The sequence below is a fragment of the Bacillota bacterium genome, from assembly GCA_012842395.1.
GTDB lineage: Bacteria > Bacillota > SHA-98 > UBA4971 > UBA4971 > UBA6256.
The window spans coordinates 96,755-116,111 of sequence record DUSX01000009.1 but is presented as its reverse complement, the minus strand read 5'-3'; the positions used below and the strand labels follow the sequence as shown (position 1 = coordinate 116,111).

Annotated in this window: 13 protein-coding genes; 5 read left to right on the top strand and 8 right to left on the bottom strand. The window is 63.1% G+C overall.

The genetic code is table 11. From position 1 onward, the window contains the following. The first annotated feature begins 4 nt into the window (after positions 1 to 4). The 3 genes from GX515_04015 to GX515_04005 all read left to right on the top strand — a co-directional run bounded on the left by GX515_04015 (position 5) and on the right by GX515_04005 (position 2,307). Positions 5 to 223, top strand: a complete 219-nt coding sequence (locus GX515_04015) for a hypothetical protein (GenBank protein ID HHY32181.1) — start codon at positions 5 to 7, stop codon at positions 221 to 223. Positions 224 to 292: 69 nt separating this feature from the next. Next, the gene (locus tag GX515_04010) at positions 293 to 1,270 is read left to right on the top strand and encodes a TRC40/GET3/ArsA family transport-energizing ATPase (protein ID HHY32180.1); all 978 of its coding nucleotides are present in this window, start codon (positions 293 to 295) and stop codon (positions 1,268 to 1,270) included. 2 nt (positions 1,271 to 1,272) lie between these two features. Beyond that, complete coding sequence (locus GX515_04005; protein ID HHY32179.1) at positions 1,273 to 2,307, top strand: ArsA family ATPase; 1,035 nt, start codon at positions 1,273 to 1,275, stop codon at positions 2,305 to 2,307. Between the two features lie 78 nt (positions 2,308 to 2,385). Here GX515_04005 and GX515_04000 read toward each other — a convergent pair whose 3' ends face one another. From GX515_04000 to GX515_03985, 4 genes are all read right to left on the bottom strand, one after another. Then, positions 2,386 to 4,095 (bottom strand): hypothetical protein, encoded by a 1,710-nt coding sequence (locus tag GX515_04000; GenBank protein HHY32178.1) that lies wholly within the window; start codon positions 4,093 to 4,095, stop codon positions 2,386 to 2,388. Between the two features lie 389 nt (positions 4,096 to 4,484). Continuing rightward, positions 4,485 to 5,459, bottom strand: coding sequence for a caspase family protein (locus GX515_03995; GenBank protein ID HHY32177.1), 975 nt, complete (start codon positions 5,457 to 5,459; stop codon positions 4,485 to 4,487). A 465-nt stretch (positions 5,460 to 5,924) separates the two neighbouring features. Then, on the bottom strand, positions 5,925 to 7,034 hold the full coding sequence (locus tag GX515_03990; protein HHY32176.1) for a GNAT family N-acetyltransferase: 1,110 nt from the start codon (positions 7,032 to 7,034) through the stop codon (positions 5,925 to 5,927). Positions 7,035 to 7,388: 354 nt separating this feature from the next. Beyond that, complete coding sequence (locus GX515_03985) at positions 7,389 to 8,579, bottom strand: pyridoxal phosphate-dependent aminotransferase (protein ID HHY32175.1); 1,191 nt, start codon at positions 8,577 to 8,579, stop codon at positions 7,389 to 7,391. Between the two features lie 1,658 nt (positions 8,580 to 10,237). Between GX515_03985 and GX515_03980 the strand changes: the two genes are divergently transcribed. Next, a complete protein-coding gene (locus GX515_03980; protein ID HHY32174.1) occupies positions 10,238 to 12,811 on the top strand; it encodes a leucine--tRNA ligase in 2,574 nt (857 codons plus the stop codon). A 392-nt stretch (positions 12,812 to 13,203) separates the two neighbouring features. Here the strand turns inward: GX515_03980 and GX515_03975 are convergent, their stop codons facing one another. Together GX515_03975 and GX515_03970 are read right to left on the bottom strand one after the other, a co-directional pair. Further along, complete coding sequence (locus tag GX515_03975) at positions 13,204 to 13,707, bottom strand: hypothetical protein (protein HHY32173.1); 504 nt, start codon at positions 13,705 to 13,707, stop codon at positions 13,204 to 13,206. 5 nt (positions 13,708 to 13,712) lie between these two features. Further along, positions 13,713 to 15,440: a S8 family serine peptidase gene (locus GX515_03970; protein ID HHY32172.1), complete on the bottom strand. Its 1,728-nt coding sequence runs from the start codon at positions 15,438 to 15,440 to the stop codon at positions 13,713 to 13,715. Between the two features lie 813 nt (positions 15,441 to 16,253). On the opposite strand from GX515_03970, the gene GX515_03965 reads away from it, so the two are divergent. Further along, positions 16,254 to 17,291, top strand: coding sequence for an ABC transporter ATP-binding protein (locus GX515_03965; GenBank protein HHY32171.1), 1,038 nt, complete (start codon positions 16,254 to 16,256; stop codon positions 17,289 to 17,291). On the opposite strand, the gene GX515_03960 is transcribed toward GX515_03965, so the two are convergent. Both GX515_03960 and GX515_03955 read right to left on the bottom strand, forming a co-directional pair. Continuing rightward, the gene (locus GX515_03960) at positions 17,267 to 18,502 is read right to left on the bottom strand and encodes a hypothetical protein (protein ID HHY32170.1); all 1,236 of its coding nucleotides are present in this window, start codon (positions 18,500 to 18,502) and stop codon (positions 17,267 to 17,269) included. The genes GX515_03965 and GX515_03960 overlap by 25 nt on opposite strands. Positions 18,503 to 18,616: 114 nt before the next feature. Further along, on the bottom strand, positions 18,617 to 19,246 hold the full coding sequence (locus GX515_03955) for an HD domain-containing protein (GenBank protein ID HHY32169.1): 630 nt from the start codon (positions 19,244 to 19,246) through the stop codon (positions 18,617 to 18,619). Positions 19,247 to 19,357 lie beyond the last annotated feature (111 nt).

Below are 19,357 nucleotides of genomic sequence, written 5' to 3'. Positions count from 1 at the left end.
GTTCATCTACGGAATGGCGGCCCATGACATGACGAGATTCGCCCTGAAGACCCGTTCAAGCATGGAGCATCTCTTCATCCTGATCACCATGGGCGACATGCTCGGAGTCCCCATCCTGCCGCCCTACTACTCGCTGCGGCTCTTGCCTTACGTAGTCCCGCAGATATCCACGTGGAAGCGGCGCATGCTCAGGGAGAAGGACCTGATGGATGCCATATTCTGAAACCCTGGGACGCCCAGGTTCGCGGAAGCCCGCTGGAGGGCCCGCTGGAAGTTGGAGGTGAACGACTCCGTGTCACTGGCGAAATTCTTCGAAGATTATCCGGACGTTAGATACATCATGTACGGCGGCAAGGGCGGCCTGGGAAAGACCACCTTCTCCGCTGCCACCGCCTATTACCTAGCCAAGAAAGGGCACAAGGTTCTGGTGTTCTCCGTAGATCCACAGGCGTCCCTGTCGGACATCTTCGAGAGGAACATCTTCGGGCAGGGCGAGGTGGAGATACTGCCCAACCTCTACGCCTGCGAGATCGATGCCGACCGCCGCATCAAGGAGTATCAGGACGAGATCCGCCAGAAGATCCGTGACATGTACGGGTTCGAAGAGATCCCTGAGGAAATCGAGAACTACATGCAGGCGGCGTCTGCCGAGCCAGCCATGGAGGAAAGCGCCATATTCGACGAGGTCGTCAACATCGTGGTGAAAGGCGGGTATGACTACTACATTTACGACCTCGTGCCGCTCGGCCACGCGCTTTACTACCTCAGTATGGCGTCGGTGTACGACCAGTGGATCAGCAAGATCACCCGCCTGCGCGAGCAGATGCGCGAGTACGACCGCGTGATGGCGACGGTGAGGCGTGAGAAAGAGCTTCAGGAGGATCAGATCCTGAACGAGCTGCAGTATATCAAGGGGCGCATCAACGCCTCGTCGGGTATACTCACAGACTCGCGGAAGACCGCGTTTTTCTTCGTGCTCACCCCGGAGGAAATGATCATCCTGGATACGAAGAAGGCCGCCGATATGTTTGCGAAGTTCTCAGTGCCGATACGCGGGTACATCGTGAACCGGGTAGTCCCCCAGGAACTGCTCGGCCAGAATATCCCCACATACCTGCGCAACAGGATCACCATGCAGAAGGGGTTCCTCGAGGAGATCGAGAGATCGTTCGGCGAAAAGGTGCTCGGGCGCGTTCCGGAGCTCGAGAGCGACGTGAGGGGCATCCCGATGATCGAAAAGATGGCCCACGCGATGTTCGGGGGGTGGTGAAAGTGGCACAGGCAGTCAGCCCAGCGCAGCCGGCCATGTCCGGCTCGATGTCGGAGTTCCTCGCGGCGAAGCCTCATCTCAAATACGTGTTCTTCGGCGGCAAGGGCGGCGTCGGGAAGACCGTGATGGCCGGCGCCGCGGCGTGCTGGTTCGCAAAGCAGGGCCGCCGGACGCTCCTCGCGTCCACGAACCCCGTTCACTCGTTGAGCAGCCTCCTCGGGCAGGACGTCTTCGGGAGCCCGAAGCCGGTGGAGGGCGCGCCGGGGCTTGAGGCGTACGAGATAGACACAAAGGACACTATCGAGAAGTCGAAGCGCGAGATAAGCGACAAGATCAGGATGTTCCTCAAGTTCGCCGACATCCCGACGAAGGCCGACGACTTCGTCCAGACCGCCACAATGAACCCGGCTTTCGAGGAGTCGGCCATGTTCGAGAACATGATCAACATCATGTTCGAAGACAAGTATGAGGTGTACGTCTTCGACACCGCGCCCACGGCCAACGCCAGGCGCCTCCTCGGCATGTCGCAGGTGTACTCGCTTTGGGTCAACAAGATGCTCAAGAGTCGTGAGGAGGCTACGGCCCTGCGCAAGGCGCTGTCCTTCCGGAGGAAGGAGGAGAAAGACCCGCTCCTCGATTACCTCCTCTCGTTCAGGGACCGCATCGGACACGCCCGCGAGCTGCTCTGCGACTACGACAAGACGGCGTTCTTCTTCGTGACGCTGCCGGAGGCGCTGCCCATCGCGGTCATCAAGAGGTTCATCGGTTGGTTCAACGACTTCGGCATCCCGGTGGGCGGGGTCATAGTGAACGGCGTGATAAAGGCGGAGGACTTGGACGAGGGCACCTCGCAGTTCGTGCTGAACCGTGTGGAGATGCAACAAAGCTATATGAAGCAGATATACGAGATGTTCCCGGACGTCCGCGCGGTAGTGCCGCTCTTCGAGACCGAGGTGCGCGGCGTGCCGATGATCATGCGGGTGGCGGAAGCGCTCTTCAAGGATGGATGCAGCCAGAAGGCGGGCCAGGCCGGATAGGCTGAGATTGGCTCCGCAGGCATAGGCAGAGAGAGCGGCTCCGCACCGTCTGACAGGAGCGGGCCGCTCTTCTTTCAATCAATACGGATAGGGGTCGACGTATGTGAAGATGTCGCTCCAGTGCGTGTCTCGCTCGAACTGGAGGTAATCGTATTTGGAATAGGGGCTCCAGGAATAACGATCCGGCAGATAGATTGAAAGCCCGTTCCCCCAGGCACGCGTATAGGGCGCCCCAGCATACATCCACGACCCGGAAAGCGCTGCCACGAGCGCGTCGGCCTTGGCGCAGATGGCCTCGCGGGCAGGGGCCGATATGCCGGATGCCGGGTCCGCCACGCGGGCGCGCAGCTTCGACGCGAAGTCCGCTATGTCGAAGTGCGCGCAGTTCCAGTACTGGATGGCATCGAGCCTTGCGATGCTAATGGCCTGCGCGATCTTGGCCGCGTCGGAGCCGCCAGAGTTCGCCTGTATACGGCGTAGGAGCTCGTCTCTCAGAGCTTTGACCGCGGCCGCCACGTCGTCGGCGTGCTCAAGGCGGAACGCAGACTGGGTGACGCCCCACGAGAGGCTCGCGCCGTATGATGCGAGGTACGTGTCTACGAAAGCTCTCGCCAGATCCCAAGGCGACGTGCCGTATGGATCTGCCACGAGGCCTGCCAGGGCGGCGCCATAGTCCCAGCCTTCCTCGGGCTCAATCTCTTCCGAACCCACGGCGATGTCCGCAACGCCGCGCATCTCGTACGCCACCTCGACCATCTGCATGAGGCACGCGTCGAAGCCGATGATATCGAGGCGAGGCAGGCCCTGGAGCGCCGAGCGGACCTGGTCCACGTCGAGGGCGGCGGGCTCGCTCCCGCCGTTGTCAACGCAGATCGCCCGCGGCTCGACGCGCGCGGTCCGCCAGATGGTCCAGCCGTCGCCGTGGTCCCAGAGGATAAGCACGTAATGCTGGGCGGGGTAGTGCGTCATGCACCAAGAGACGAAATCGCGGAGCTGCGCGGGGTCTGCCATGTTTACCTCAGTCTTGCTGTCGTAATTCCCGTCCCACGGCGCCAGGGGAGACGCGATGGTGTCGTAGGCTAGCGAGCCCGGCGGGTTTGGATCCCTCTCTACATAGTAACGGCGCGTGCCGGTCCAGCCGCCGTTGCTCGTGTCGAACCCGTCGGCCCTGTCGATCTGGACCAGGATCCTGACCTCGTCCGTCGAGCCGACCTCCTCCAGCTCGTTCATGTCGGCTATCGCCGCGGACTCGAGGTTGTTGTCGGCGCACATGTACACCATAACGGTCCACTTCCCGAGCAGGTTGCCGTAGGTCTCGTTCACTGTGGTGACCTGCCCGCTGCGGACGAGGACCTTCACGTCCAGCCGGTAAGGCTCGTACACGACGCTAACCGTCTGCGTCCCGGGCGAGACCCCGTCTTTCCTGAAGTAACCCGCAGCGTCAGTCACCGCCAGCCCGCCGGACCCGGTCACTCTTACCACAGCACCCGCGCACGGCTCGTATCCCTCAGGCACGGCCGGTGCTGGCGCGCCGCGCGCCCCGGCCGGGAGGACTTTCAGCCCTGGGGCGGGGGCTGGTTCGGCAACAAGGGCCGCGCTCTGGGCCGGGCGGACGGTGGTGGTCGCCGCGACGGCGCTGTACCCTGCTGGTTTGAACACATACCCATCCACCGAGCCAGGCCGCGGAGAATCACTCCCAAAGCAGCCCGCAATGAGCACGCTCGTCGCCAGAGCCGCGGCTGCGTACATGGCCACCCGGAGCCTCCGCCGCATCATCAGTCTCCCCATTGATGACGTTCGCTCCTCCCGTTACGTCAGTTGTAACCGCTCCAGGCTCTATACTACCATCTGCCAAATCCAGGTCAAGTCTGCCTGAGGCTGCCAACCTCGACCGTGTCCAACTACGCCCGTACCGCAGCCGCCGAGCCCGTGCGGCGTTTTTGGTTGCACACTAACGGTTTGGGCTTCATTGGACTCCGCACGTGCGGCAACGGACTCCTCCAGCCGGGTAGAGGGAGCGCAAGAGGAACTGAGCCGGTGGAAAGCCTTCAAAGGCTTCAGGTGGAAACGGCTGGTGATTACGTCGATCCTCACGACGCCAACGCGGCCGCCTAAGCTTATGGGCGGCCGCGTTGCCGCGGGCTCACGAGCGCGAGCCCCCTGGGAGACGCCGCGCGCTACTGCACGCGGTAGATCGGCACGTCACGAAGGGCATCGGGCGAGGCGAAGAGCTGAGGGGTCTGCACTGCACCCGGCCCGAATTCCGCCGAGACATATTCCTGCACTCGGGGCGCGGCGTAGCTGAGAGCCTCATAGGCGCTTATGAGCCCGTCCTCGTTCGAGTCCGCCGCCCCGTTGGCTAACCCTTCACAGAAAAATTCCGTGAACACTCCGTTCTGGAGGTCCGAGGATTCGTACGAGACCTCTGTATCATCGCACGCGGTGATCACCACGTACCCCGCTGCGCTGAGGTTCCGGGCCATGCGCGACAAGCCAGATCTAAAGCTCTTGCTCCCATCCGCCGTCGAAGCAGCGCCGCTGCTGCTGGCGCCGCCGACCCCCTTGAACATCCCCCCGCTCCGGCAACTATCGAAGATGAATGTGCAGTATCTGGTCCCGGTCACCGGCGACGCCGGTATGTAATAGGCCACGCACTGCCTCAGCTCGTAGTCGTAGATGGCCTGACCATCTGAGGCAACAAGACACTCGTACGGAGGGTCCCCGGGGTTTGGGCTGGGTTCACCGTCCGATGCGCCGTGCCCTGAGAAGGTCATGACGAAGTAATCCTGGCCGTCCGGGCTCATCTCATCCCCTATGGCCGCTATGGCGTTCAAAATGCCTGCCTTGGTCGCCTGCTGGTCGGTTAGCTTCACTACCTTTCCCGCATACCCATTGGTGCCCCAGAGCGTAGATTCCAACAAATCCGCATCGGCAACAGCATAGTGCAGGTCGTTCGCTTCGTCGGGGTAATCGTTTATCCCGATGATGAGATAGAAGAACGAGCCCAGCTTGGCCTCGCCAAGGTGAGTCGTCGTGTCCGCGACCACCCACACGCCGGGATACGTCAGGCCGTTTATGAACCTCTCGTGTGTTATCGAAACGTCATACGTCCCTGGGCTCAGCGTCGTTTTAAGCGCATGTCCGCACAACAAGATATGCCGCGAGGTAACCACCTATGAACCATGAAAGGCGGCCGCCAGGGGCATGCCCCTATCTTGGCAACTCAGTCTAGCTCATCCAAGCACGGAATGCAACACCACTAACTATGACAAGGGGGTCAAACTCGGCCATCGGCGTTGCGGGCAGGTTTCGGTGAAGCACGCCCTGGAGTCTCACGCGTCCTCACGTGCCACTACCGCGGTAGTGTGGTATCATGCGGGTGAGGTGATGGCCAATGGCGAAGTACAAGCTCACGAATGTTCGGTTTACGGAGGAGGAACACGAGGCGCTGCGGTATCTCGCTCTTTCGGAAGGCAGAAGCATGGCCGACATACAGGCAGGTTTTGTTTGTAGGCCCGGGTGACGCGGCTCAGGCGATCGACTTAGTGCGCGGCGTAGTTTCGTGGCGTGCCAGGCCTGTGCCGTCCGTCGCCATCCGGGCGGGTTCGTGGACGCCGCTACGGCCTCGTCGCGTACGGATGGCGATAGCAGCACAAGAGGCTGTCCTGCCATGAGCGAGGCAAGGAATGCGCCGTGGAGGTGCGAGGGACGGAAAAGAGGTGTCCTGCACACCCGCAGTCACTCGCCCCGAAGCGAGGTATGTGCCGAGTCACGCCCGACACCTTGCACAGGGAATCCGCCAGCTCGCACTCTGAAAGGGTCGGCAATGAGACCACCGATGAGGCTTCCACCTCGCGAGACACAATTGGGACGACATCGATTCCCACGGGTCTCGCTACCGCCCGGAGCCAGTCCACATGCCAGCGGCGGCTTCCGCCGCCCGTCCAGTGGCGGCGGAGGCGATGGGGGAGACCCTTGACGCCGGAGCCGACGTAGGCGTACAACCCCCTGTCGAGCGAGTGCTCGCCCAGACTTCCGATACGGACCACGCTGGGCTCAGGCACGTAGAGCCACAGAACGTAAAGGCCTCTCTGAGGCAGGGCGCCCCATTCAGGGGTGACGTCCGCGTCCGGAGTAGCGCGGGTGACACGGGTAAGGGAGTCCCCGCAGTTCTCTTTGCAGCTGTCTTGCCCGATGTCCTTCTCCATTGTGGCGACGGTGAGGGGTTTCTCGGTGTGCGGCGCGACGGCGGTCACCCTGAAACCACGCTGCTGATAGTATGGGACTAGGAGACGTTCCACAACGCAGTAGAGCACGAGCCGCCTCACCCCGGCGTCTCTCGCCTGCTTTTCGATGGAGCTGAGAAGGAGCGTTCCCGCCCCGCGTCCCCGGAATTCGGGGAGCACGCCGAACCGGCTCAAAACCCATGCGTCCGGGGGACGAGGTGTAACGCGGACGATGCCTGCGGGCCCTAAGCCGTTTCCGTCTTGCCCTGTGCCGGGACCGAGATAGAGCACAAAAACGCGCGTGCCCGCTCTCAACTCCTTCACGATTCCTTCGCGGGTCTCGTGCGTCGCGCCCGGCGCCGGCAGACCGGGACTAGGAACGTGCGGCGTTGAGAAAGCTCTGCGAGTGAGGTCGGCAATCAAGGATAGATCTGCCTCGTTGAGCTCTCGTATTCTGAATCCTGACGCTCCCAATCGTGATCTCTCGTCGGACGGCATCATGATGCCCTCCCACGGCGCAACGCTGTGTATAGCCGCAGCTTAGGTAGCCATCGAGTAGCCGGGACGCCTTGTTTGAACCGGCCGGCTGCGCCGCCGCCTCACCGCACAAGGCAGCTCTCTGTCGACGGAAGGGTGGACACGCGTTCGATGAGGCCAGGCGGGTTCAATATCGGCCCGAACCCGACTTTTCCCTTTTGACAGCGCCGGGGTTGCCGGTGCTTGCACGACGGGGCGTTGAGAATTCGGCACTCCCGCGCGCCGAATTCGAGCGAGGCGCGCCTCAAGCGCGCCGTCCCCGGAGTGCGGCACCGGCAACCCCGCACGCCGCGCCGCGCACGGTTTCTTCGAGGCAACCTAGCGGCATCCCCCGCCCTCCGCGAAGAAGCGCTCGAGCCTGCGGAGCCCCTCCTCGATGTTCTCAAGGGAGTTCGCATAAGAGAAGCGCAGGTAGCCCTCGGCATTCGGGCCGAAGTCTATCCCAGGCGCGGTGGCCACGCCGCACTCCTCGAGGATCCTGAACGCCAGGTTGTAGGAGTCGTTGGAGTATTTCCTGGCGTCCGCGAGCACGTAGAAGGCGCCTGTCGGCTCCCCCGCCACCGGGAGGCCGATCTCTCTGAGCCTCGGGACGATATACCGTCGGCGCTCGTCGTACGTGCGAACCATCTCGTCTACGTAAGGCTTACACTCGTCAGAGAACGCTGCCACCGCAGCGCGCTGCGTGAAGGACCCGGCGCAAATCAGCAGGTTCTGCTGCAGCTTCTGCACGGGTCGCACAAACTCCTCAGGAAGGATGGCGTAACCCAGTCGCCACCCCGTCATAGCCCAGGTCTTCGAAAAGCCATTTATCACGAACGCATTATCGGTGAACTCGAGGATCGAGTGGGCTCGCCCTTCGTACACCAGCCCGTGGTATATTTCGTCGGACACGATGGGAATGCCGATATCGGCAAGGGCTTGAAGGTCCTCCGCGCTCAGGAGATTACCAGTGGGGTTCGCCGGCGAGTTGATCAGGATGGCTTTCGTTCTCGGAGTGACGCGAGACCGCACCTCATCCGGGACGAACCGGAACCCGTTCTCCGCCGGCACCTTCACACGCACGGGGACCCCTTCGGCCGCCCGGATGTAGTTCGGGTAGCATGAATAGCACGGATCGGAGATGATGACCTCGTCCCCGGGGTCCAGGAGAGCTTCGAAAACCAGGAGAAGTGCGGGAGAGCTCCCGGGCGTCACGATCACACGCCGGGCGGGCACATCAATGCCGTACCTCTCGGAATAGTACCTGGCTATCGCCTCGCGCAGCTCGGGAATACCAAGGCTGGACGTGTACCCTGTCTCGCCCGCGGCGAGCGCCCTGCGGCACGCCTCCCGTATCGGCTCGGGTGTCCGGAAGTCCGGCTCACCCACCTCGAGATGAATGACGCTCCTCCCCGACCGCTCGAGCTCTTTCGCCCTCTCGAGCACATCCATGACTATGAAGGGCGGGATCTCACACGCCCTGCGTGATTGGGGAATGCCTGCTCTTGTGACTTCAACCCTTCTCGCCATCGCCTCGTGGCTGCACCCCTTTCACATAAGTAAATAGGTTAGGAGTATTGGAACGACGGTACGCCTCGCGGGACACCGTTGAGCTTTCCTTCGCTGCGCCACGTCCCACCTCGGCCAGCCGAAGGCCCTGAAATCAGTCGCTGGTTAGTCGCTGGGGTCGCTTGAACCGGGGGGTTGAAGGGAAGCTCAACCGCCTTGCTCGCCTCGACTTAATTCAACAAGCAATCCGGTAGTCCTCCCTTGCGGGATGCTGCAAGGCGGAACGCGGCAGATAGGCAGGGAGCAGCGAGGCAGGGAGGCAGGAATTCGCGGCCCCAAGGCGTTTCTGCGCCGGCGCATCCGTGAGCGAAGCCGCAGGAAAAGCCCTTATTGCGCCCCCGGCTCAGGCCGGGCTTTCTTGTGCCCTGTCAACCGTGACCTAAGTGAGGCTGCAAAAGTGCTGCCGACTTTTGGGAGGGGTTGCCGGTGATTGCACGAGGGGTGACAAAATCCGGCCACTGGCCTGACGGGCCGGATTTTGTCACGGTGCCCCGCTCGGGGCGCCGTCCCAAAGTGCAACACCGGCAACCCGGCAACTGCTGGAAGAGGGGCGAGGATTAATGCATCCTCACTTAGGCCGCGGGTAAAGCTTTTATTGCGCCTGTAGGCATGGGATGGTATAATACGAGACAACAGCAGGCTTTCAAGCACAAGATGCCCGTGAAAGGGCAACTACGACAACGCAAAGGCGAATAACGCAAAAGGCGATGAACGGGAGCAGTAGGCTCACGGAGCGTTTGAAGAGAGCCGCCGGACGGTGCGAGGCGGCAACCTCGGCGCAGCCGAACTCGCCCGGGAGTCTCACGCCGAACGGCTCGTTGATCCGACGGCACGCCGTGCCCGTGCCGTGTCAATGTCGGCGCCAGTAGGCGAAGACGGACCCGCCGTTATCCGGGAGGGCGCACGCAGGGACCGCCTCATTCGGGCATGGGCGAGCGTGGGCTCGCCGGGCCGGGCCCGACCAAGGCCTGGCCGCAGCGCGGCGCAAGGCGCAGAGCTCGCGTTTGCTTGGAGACCGGTGTCGGCTTCTGGTTGCTGCCGCATGGTGGATGGCGGGAGCAGCGCGATGCGGCTGAAACGCCGCGCGAGCAGAAGCAAAGGCGGAGGCAGAGGCGAGTCGTGTCGCGGAACGCGTGGCGTAGCCGAAGCGATCCTGTCCCGTTGCGTGAGCCCAGTTGAGAGGGCCTGAACCGCCAAAGGAAACGCCGCTTCAGGCGGGGCCCGTTCGACGCGAGCCTTCTTGGATGATGCTGCCGGCCTCGGTGCCGGGAAGCCGCACAGCGGGGGCAGCAGGGGCGTGGCGTCGGCGACGGTTGCATCCATCCGAAGGGCGGGCGGCATCCGGCCAAGTAGAGTGGTACCGCGAGGGTGATGAGCTGATTACCCCCGTCTCTTCATGGAGACGGGGTGTTTTTTTGGATGGGTTCCTTAATCCTTGAGAAGGACTGCTGCCGGGGCTTGCACCCGTGCCCGTGCTCGTGCCCGTGTCCGCGCCGGAGCGTGCGTTTTCGCCCGCACCGGCGGCCGCATCCGCACCTGCACCCGTGGCCGTGTTCGTAGCCGTGCCTGGCGCACGGCTCGCGCCCCGCACACCGCACGAGGAGGTTTGAGAGTTCAAGATGGCTACTGAGCGAGCACCTGAGCGCATCGAAAGATACGACCATCAGGCTATAGAGAAGAAATGGCGCGATATCTGGGAGGAGACTGGCGCCCACCGCACCGACGAGAACCCCGACAAGCCCAAATACTACTGCCTGGACATGTTCCCGTACCCGTCCGGCTCGGGCCTGCACGTCGGCCACTGGCGCGGCTACGTCCTGAGCGACGCGTGGAGCCGCTACAAGAAGATGCAGGGCTACGCGGTGCTCCATCCGATGGGCTGGGACGCGTTCGGGCTCCCCGCAGAGAACGACGCGATCAAGAAGGGGATCCACCCCGAGGTGTCCACGGCGCGCAACATCGCCACCTTCAAGCGCCAGCTCCACGACATCGGCGCAATGTACGACTGGAGCCGCGAGATCAATACGAGCTCCCCGGAGTATTACAAGTGGACGCAGTGGATCTTCCTGAAGATGTTCGAGAAGGGCCTCGCCTATCGCAAGGAGATGCCCATCAACTGGTGTCCGAGCTGCAAGACGGGCATCGCCAATGAGGAGGTCGTGGCAGGCGAGTGCGAGCGCTGCGGCACCAAGGTCACGAAGAAGAACCTGGTCCAGTGGATGCTCAGGATCACCGCGTATGCCGACAGGCTCCTCGAGGACCTCGACAAGCTCGACTGGCCTGAAAAGGTCAAGAAGATGCAGGCAGACTGGATCGGCCGCAGCTACGGCTCGGAGATCACCTTCGACGTGCAGGGCACGCAGGACACTATCACGGTGTTCACGACCAGGGCCGACACGCTCTTCGGTGCAACATACATGGTCCTCGCGCCGGAGCATCCCCTTGTCGCGAAAGTCACCACGCCCGAGATGCGCCCGGCAGTCGACGACTACATCGAGCGCACCCTCGCCAAGTCATCGGTGGACCGGATGACCGCGACGAAGGAGAAGACCGGTGTCTTCACGGGGGGCTACGCCATCAATCCCATCAACGGCCGCCGTATCCCCATCTGGATCGCCGATTACGTCCTCATGGACTACGGCACGGGCGCGGTCATGGGCGTGCCGGGCCACGACGAGCGAGACTTTGACTTCGCCACGGCTTTTGGACTCCCCATCATAAGGGTGATCGCTCCGACGGAGATCGCGCGCCGGGACATGGCGGGCGCTGCCGCGATGCCCCTTGACCACGCCGAGACGGAATACGGCGTCATGGTCAACTCGGGCGAGTTTGACGGAATGACGTCCGAGGAAGGCAAGAAGGCCGTTACTGAGAAGTTGGCGAAGGCCGGCAAGGCACGCTTCACGGTCAACTACAAGATGCGCGACTGGGTCTTCTCGCGCCAGCGCTACTGGGGCGAGCCCATTCCCATCGTGCACTGCGAGAAGTGCGGCGAGGTCCCCGTGCCGGAGGACCAGCTTCCCGTGCTGCTGCCGCGCGTCGAGCGCTACGAGCCCACCGGAACCGGTGAATCGCCCCTCGCAGCGATAGCCGAATGGGTGAACACCACTTGCCCGAAGTGCGGAGGGCCCGCGAAGCGTGAGACCAACACCATGCCGCAGTGGGCAGGGTCGTGCTGGTACTTCATTCGCTACGTCGATCCGAAGAACGATAAACAGCTTTGCGACCCGGCAAAGGCCAACGCGTGGCTGCCTGTGGACCTTTACGTCGGCGGCATAGAGCATGCCGTGCTGCACCTGCTCTACTCCCGGTTCTACGTAAAGTTCCTGTACGACATCGGAGCCATCGGGTTCGACGAGCCCTTCGGCAGGCTCTTCAACCAAGGCATGATCTACAAAGACGGCGCCAAAATGAGCAAGTCCAAGGGCAACGTCGTAAGCCCTGATGACATGGTCGAGCGGTACGGTGCGGACTCGCTCAGGCTTTACGAGCTTTTCATCGGCCCGCCCGAGCTCGACTCGGAATGGAACGACAGCGGCATTGAGGGGATGTACCGCTTCCTCAACAGGGTGTGGCATCTCGTGAACTCCCACCACTGCCGCGAAGGCGTGGAGGCGGCGACTCGCAGGGGGACAGCGGCCGCGCCCGCGACGGGGGCTGAGGCTGCCGTGAGAGCGACAGGTGCTGTGGGGCCACGGGTTGCCGGCCAAATCCCTGCGGCCCTTGAACGCGAGCGACACCGCGCCGCCATGGAAGTCACCCAGCGCCTGGAGGCCTTCAAGCTCAACACTGCGGTCAGCGCGCTGATGTCTTACGTGAACTTCCTGAACGACTGGGCGGACGAGAACGGCGCGGTAGATAGGGACAGCCTCGAGACGCTCGTGAGGCTCCTTGCCCCGTTCGCGCCGCACATCGCGGAGGAGCTGTGGCAGCGGCTCGGCCACAACGAGAGCGTGTTCACGGCGAGCTGGCCCGAGTACGACCCCGCGAAAGTCGAGGAAGACCTCGTGACCTTGCCTGTGCAGGTCAACGGCAAGCTTCGCGGCACCATCCAGGTGCATAAGGATGCGCCGGAGGCGGAGGTCATCGCGGCCGCCCGGGAGGCCGGCACCGTGGCGCGCCACATCGCCGGGAAGCAGATCGTTAAGGAGATATACGCTCCAGGGAAGATCGTCAACATCGTCGTGCGGTGAAAGCACAATTCCGCCCGAAGCAACTTCAAGTCCGCAAGAGGCCTGGCATTGCCAGGCCTCTGCTGTGCTCAGTGCGGTGATGCCATCACGTCGCGACAGCATATAATCACCGATTTCCTTATCGGCGGGCATGCTCTCACCCGTGCAGACCGGCTGCTGTCAAGAGACCGCGGATTCTACAAGACGTACTTTCCATCTCTGAAAGTCAAGGCTCAGCCCGGCCCCGACTGACTTGTGTCCGGTTCACGGTCTGTACAGGCCCTATCGGCCACAGCCCGAACCCTCAAGCCCGAGTCCTCAGGCTGAAGCGAGAAGACACAATAGAACGACAGAACGACGCTAACCAGACAGCGTGCGCCCTGGGTTCTGGCCGCTAGCGCGCAATCGGGCCGTCAGGGCTTGAGGCCCGGAAGCGTGAACGGCACTTTGTCTGTAACAAGTCGAGGTTTCGTGAGGACCTCGGCATGAACATCGTACTCGCCCGGCGCGACCGGGGCGCCGGTCGAATCGGTGCCGTCCCAAACGACCGAGTATACAGCCAGCTCCCCTGGGGCTATGTTTCGCTCGGTCAGCATCATGATGGCTGCCTTGCCCGACGACCAGCGCCACACCTCCGTGCCGTCCTTCGCCGTCACCACGAAGTCGAACTGCATCCCGCTTGAAAACTGCAGGCGGACGGGGTCCCCACCCGTATTGAGAGCAGCGATGGTGAACACCTTCAGCGCGCGGCCGTCGACCCGGACATCACTCACGCCCACCTGGATCTTGAGGTTTTCGAAGGCCCTTGCAGAACAACCCGAAAAGAGCGCCGACATGAGCACTACCATCACCACGCCCGTGATCGACCGAATACTTCGTGATCTCAGCGCTTGCAGCACGGGAATCGTTTGCAGCACGGGAATCACCTTCCCTTTCCCGCGGTAGAGCTAGTCCCGGCAGAGCCCTTGGGCGTCAGGCGCACAAGGCGCACGCCGCCGTCCCCGTCCGCCACGTCCGCCCCTGCACCAGGCCCTCTAGACAGCCCTCCTCGCGACTCTGGCGAGCTTGCCCCCGCCAGTTTCGCTGTTGGCACCGAGCCAGCGTTGATCCGCACGTACAGGTCCACCCCGGTGATCGTGTCCCCGTTCGACGTGATCCTTCCCGGGGTGCGCCCGTAATAGTCACCGTCATCGATCATGCCGTTGTGGTTGACGTCGATCCAACCGTAAATGTACCAGGAGCCAGCCTCGACGTCGTCCACCTCATATAGCCCGCCGGGAGCGGGGCTTGCCACCGCACTGTGGTAGGTGAGCGTAGTCCCGTCGTCCTCGCCCGCGAAGACCTTCATAGTCGTTATGGACGAACCGGTTACTGCAGCGTGGCCGTTGACGAGGCCCCACCCGTACTCGCTGTCCTGCCCTGGGGACCCAAGGTCCATGGCCGTCTCGTGAAGCGCCTTCGCCACCGCGGCCGGTCCCCTGACCCCCGAGGCGATCATCAGGGCGGCGAGGCCCGCCACGTGCGGCGTGGCCATCGAGGTCCCCGAGGCGTTCGCAAAAGAATTGGTGGGCCACGTACTCAGGATGTCAGAGCCCGGGGCGACCACGTCCACCTCGCTGCCGTAGTTGCTCCACGAGGCACGGACGAGGTCGGGGCCCACTGCGCCTACGGCGATGACCCTTGGGTCACGCGCGGGGTACGCGACCCACAGCTTCCCGTCGTTGCCCGCGGCCGCGACCATGGTCACACCCTTACTGTAGGCGTATTCGATGGCCTGGTCCATGAAGGGGTCCTCGCCCGTCGTGGCGTCGCCTATCTGGAAGCTCATGTTCACGACGTCCGCGCCGTGGTCGGCGGCATACCGCAGGGCCTCGATGATCATCGAAAGGTCGAGGTAGCCAGAGCCGGAGTCGTCCGTCACCTTAAGGGGCATGACGCGCACGTTCCAGTTGATGCCCGCTATGCCGATGGCGTTGTTTGTCACGGCCCCTATGATTCCTGCCACGTGAGTTCCGTGGCCGTTGATGTCCCGCACATACGTGGTACGGTTGTAGAAATCGTAGCCCGTGGTGATGTGCCCCGCGAGATCGGGGTGGTCGGTCTGGACGCCCGTGTCTATCACCGCCACCGTCACGGACGAGCTTCCGGTGGTGAACTCCCACGCGTAGGGAAGGCTCATCGCCTCCGGTCCCCATTGCCGCGGGTAATATGGGTCGTTGGGGACGACGCGCGCCGTCTTGGCCGTGCCAAGCGCGCTCGCCAGCATCGTCGGAGCCGCCGCTCCGCCCACACGGGCCGTGTAGTTGGGCTGCGCGTGCTCCACGAGCGGGTCCTCCTTGAACTCCTCAGCGGCACTGGCGGGATCGGTGCCGTGTGGCACGGCGATGACGTATATGCCCGTGCCCTCGATGATACGCTTTATGCTGTAGCCGTGTCGCTCCGCTGCAGCGCGGATCTGGTCGGACGTGGTGCCCGGACGGAAGCTAGCCAGGAAATCAGAAGGCGAGTAGGCCGGACCGCCTGGAGTCGAGAGAGGTTTGCTCCGCGTTGCACCCTGAACCACCACGCCTGGCACGGCGGTCGTCGAGGTCGTAAGGCTCGACGCGTACGCGTTTTCCATCACCACGTGCCCGAGGACCCGCCCGTACACGCGCGGCTCCTCGGAAGGCGGCTGAGTGCCTCCGCCTCCTCCAGGGTCGGACGGCGATGAGGGCGGCAAGGGGGATGTTCCGAAGCTGCCAGGTGAACACCCGGCAAGGGCGATGACCAAGAGCGCGACGAGCGCGGCCGCGCGCGTGAGCCTTGACGCTGCCGCAAGCAGATGCGCGGATGCGCGTGCGCCTTCGTATGCGCGGTAGGCGCGGCGGTTTGTCGGCATGGGACCTTCGGGTGCGCCGGCACGGCCACGCCTAAGTATGGCGCCATGAGTTTTCGTCTCCTTTCTTGACGGCGCTGGGGTTGCCGGTGCTTGCACAACGGGGCGTGGAGAATCCGGCTGTCTTAAGCGCCGAATTCGCCTGGCAGGTTCGAGCAGAGAGCGTGTTCCGAAGTGTGTTCCCTTGTTCATGGTTTTCCTCCTTCTGATGCACTGACCCACCGCCCTCGCGCCGGCCGCCGCTTGGCAGTGGATGGCAGTGGGCGCGCCCACCCCCGCCCCGGCATCGGACGGCGAAAGTGGTTGCCCGGAAAGTGGGGAACGAAAGTGGGGAACGTGGGCGGCCAGCGCAGGTCCCCGGAACTCGGCGGCATCGAGACCGCAAGCCTCCATAGTTGGAAAGCAGCAGTGCTGTTTCAATTAGCCGAGAGGCCCTCCAGATCCTGCAAGCACCGGTTGTAGCTCGGCAGGGAATTGGTGGCAGAGCGGGCCCACATCAGGAAACGGTGTATCCGTGCACGGTCGCCCGCGAGCGCGGCATAGTTATGACGGGACGGCCTCCCGCGACGTGGAGGAAACCACCCAACGATGGCGAACAGGGAGATGAGTGTGGTGCGAAGGAGGGGCATGATGGAGCGTCGCGACGGGCTTGCCCTTGAAGTAGACCGGCTTGAAAAGGTGTTCCGCGAACGGGGCGCACGTGAGATTCGGGCGGTCGATGGAATCAGCTTCAGGGTGGCACCCGGGGAAGTGGTCGGCCTCCTCGGCCCGAACGGTGCAGGCAAGACCACCACCATCAAGTGCATCCTCGGCCTCGTCCAACCAACATCGGGCAGGGTGACCATCTTCGGACGCGACATCGCCTCGCACTACCCCGGCATCCTCAGCCAGGTGAGCGCGGTCCTCGAAGGAAGCCGCAACCTTTACTGGAGGATGACCGTGTGGGAGAACATCGAGTTTTTCACCGGCATCCATGGGTTGCCGCGACGGCAACACCTCCGCTACTTCGACCATCTCGTCGAGCGGTTCGGCCTCGCCGAGAAGCGGAACGTAGAGGTCCGCAAGCTGTCTCAGGGGATGAAGCAGAAGACCGCGGTGGTCTGCGCGCTGGCAAAGCGCACACCCCTCGTCTTCCTCGATGAGCCCACGCTCGGCCTTGATGTGGAGACCTCATACGAGCTCCGCGAGACCCTGAAAGACCTCGCGAGGGAGGAAAACCGCACGGTCGTCCTGAGCAGCCACGACATGGACGTGGTCCAGGATGTGTGCCAGCGCGTCATCATAATGGCTGCGGGGCGCGTAGTTGCCGACGACTCCATCGAGCACCTCATGGGGCTCTTCAGGACCAAGGCGTACCGGCTCGCCCTGCGGGGTCCCGCGCTGGACGAGCTTGAGGCCAGCCTCGCCGCGCGTTTCCCCGGGCTGGAGTTGCAGAGATCGGCCTACTTGACCCAGATACGGTTGCGACTTCCGGAGCCGGACGACATCTACACGCTAATGGACCTCTTGCGCGACGCGGGCGCTACCATCGAGGGGCTCTCGCAGGAAGAGCCGGACCTCGAGAAGGTCTTCCTCGAGATCGTCCGAAAGGAGAGGGAGAATCAGTGCAACTCGCACACGCCCTGACAGCGGTGATCCGCCGCAACATAACCATGATGAAGCGGTACCTGTTCAACACGGTGTCCGCTCTCGTATCCATCTATATCGTCTTCTGCCTCGCGTTCTTCGGCCTGAAGGCGTTCGCTGCCGTATCGGCGTCGGGCGCCCTGGATGGAACGTTCGAAGGGGCGATCGTGGGCTTTTTCGTGTGGACCCTCGCGATCTTTGGTTACTCGAGTGCCTCGTGGGACCTCATCAACGAGGCGCAAACGGGCACGCTCGAGCAGCTCTATCTTTCCCCCGCTGGCTTCAAGTGGATATGCACGTTCAGCCTGGTGGTGGACTTCCTTGTCAACATGGTTGCAGCCGTCGCCTTTCTCTTCGCCATGATGGCGACCACCGGCCGGTGGCTCAACCTCGACGTCGTGAGCATCGCGCCGCTCATCATCGTGACGGTGCTGGGGGCGTACGGCACGGGCTTCGCCCTGGGCGGGCTCGCGCTCGTGTTCAAGAGGATACAAGCATTCTTCCAGGTCATCCAGTTCGCGTTCGTCGGGTGCCTCGTCGTCCCATCGCGCATACCGTGGGCAAAGCTTCTTCCGCTCACTACGGGAAACGCCCTCATCTATAGGGTCATGGCTGAAGGGAAGCGCCTGTGGGAACTGCCGGCGGCAGATGTACTGGCCGCCCTTGCGGTTGGAGTAGCCTACCTCGCGGCGGGGCTCGCTATCTTCTCGGCGTGCGAAAGGGCCGCGAAGGCGCGCGGCCTCCTCGGGCATTATTAATGTGAAGACGCGGTCTTCCTGAGGCCCTGCTAAGTCGGCCGTCCTCTCGCAGAGGTAAGTCTCCAGCACATAACGGAAGTCAGCAGCTTTCCTGGCGACCATTTCTTCGTACTCGCCGCGGAAGCGCGCCGATGCCTCATACACGCATATGCCCTTAACGGCCTCGAACTGAAATACGGAATGGCCCTCCTGAAGGAGGACAAGATCGAGGTCAAACGGGACGAAGAGATCGGCCATCGACCCGTAAAGCTGCGCGTGTAGGACGTGGAGCTGTCCCGCCCGCACCAGGCGGTCGAAGTCAAGCAGAACCACGCCAACGTCTATGTCCGTCAGGGGATCCTCGATCTGAGCTCGCCTACCTAAAAGCATCCGGTAGGCGTTCTCGGCCTGCGACCCGAAGAGATAGCACAGGCCCACCCCGTTCCTCTCGCATATTTGCCTGAGGGCCTGCATCTTTCGTGACCCACGGGTCAGAGACCGTGACTCGTCGCTCATCCCGCTTAGGCAAACTCCTTCCCTCGGCAATCTGGAAAACGAGGCGTCCGCCGGACCCCGCCCCCGAAGCCATTATACCACGCCTGGTGAGCCCTGCCATCCTGTACCTGCCTGCCGTTGCCCGTGATCCTGCCCCCTCCGACCTCCGAACCGAGCCACCCAGTCGCCGCCGAAGCGCGATGCGAGTTCATCCCAGGTGAGGCCGGCCGCCTCGAAGATCTCTGCCTCGAGAGCCTTCGTCGGGGGAAGCGACGCCCTGAGGAGGTCCGCTATGTCTTGCCGCCTCTCGTGCAGGTCGGCGAACCGCTCCTCCACAGTGACAAGCCGGCGCGTGACGATCTTGTCCGCGTAAAAAACAACTTTCTCCTCCCAATTGCGCGGGTAGTCCTCCCTGCTGATGATGGAGTCCAGGATGTGCCGGGCGACTATCCCCGCAACCTCCGGCATCCCTTCGTCCAGCACGATCTCCGCGGACGCCTCGGCATGGTTGCGCGCGCCACGCCGCACGTGCCGCTGGGATTTCCCCACGTCGTGGAGGAGCGCCCCTTTCACCACGAGCTCCAAGTCGATGCGTTCGCCGCGCTCCGCGAGCCGCGCGGCAATGAAACTCGCCACTTCGGCCACCTTGACGGAGTGCTCGATCACGCCGTCAGGCAGCGCGTAGCGGCGGAGGATCTCCACACACTGAGAGACCAGCCTCACGTGACTTCCACCCTCTCCCACGTCTCCCTCGATGCCCCCCTCATCCTCTCGTCCCGCCCTGTTCGAACTGGGCGCGCGATGGCTAGATTCTCCAGATACCGGTAAAGAGAA